The sequence below is a fragment of the Marinobacter maroccanus genome (genome assembly GCF_002933275.1).
Taxonomy (GTDB): domain Bacteria; phylum Pseudomonadota; class Gammaproteobacteria; order Pseudomonadales; family Oleiphilaceae; genus Marinobacter; species Marinobacter maroccanus.
On record NZ_PSSX01000051.1, the window covers coordinates 1 to 477 of the forward strand.

Annotated in this window: 1 protein-coding gene; it reads left to right on the forward strand. The window is 55.6% G+C overall.

What is annotated here, in order from left to right; genetic code table 11:
- Nucleotides 1-69 precede the first annotated feature (69 nt).
- Nucleotides 70-477, forward strand: a 408-nt coding sequence (locus KEHDKFFH_RS19995) for a transposase (protein WP_146084244.1), incomplete at its 3' end; no start/stop codon positions are given.

Here is a 477-nt window from a genome sequence, read left to right on the forward strand (position 1 = left end):
CTGACAAACCCTCGCCATTAAGGCGGGGGTTTGTTGTAATTGGGGCATCGACTTTTCAGAGGCTGCCCCATGCTCAAAGAGCCGTCCCCGCAACAACACGAACTCGAGATGGTCAGTCTCGAANCGCTGGTCCCCGACAACCACCTTCTTCGCAAAATTGATCAGTACATCGATTTCGAATTCATCCGTGACCGGGTTCGGCACTTGTACTGCTCGAACAATGGCCGGCCGGCACTGGATCCGGTGGTGCTGTTCAAGATGCTGTTTCTAGGCTATCTGTTCGGCATTCGCAGCGAGCGGCAGTTGGTGCGGGAGATACAGGTCAACGTGGCGTATCGNTGGTTCTTGCGCTTNAACCTGACCGACAAGATTCCGGATGCCTCCACCCTGAGNCAGAACCGCCGGCGGCGGTTCCAGGACAGCAGCATCTATCAGGANATCTTNGATGAGATCGTGCTTCAGGCGATGGGCTATGAC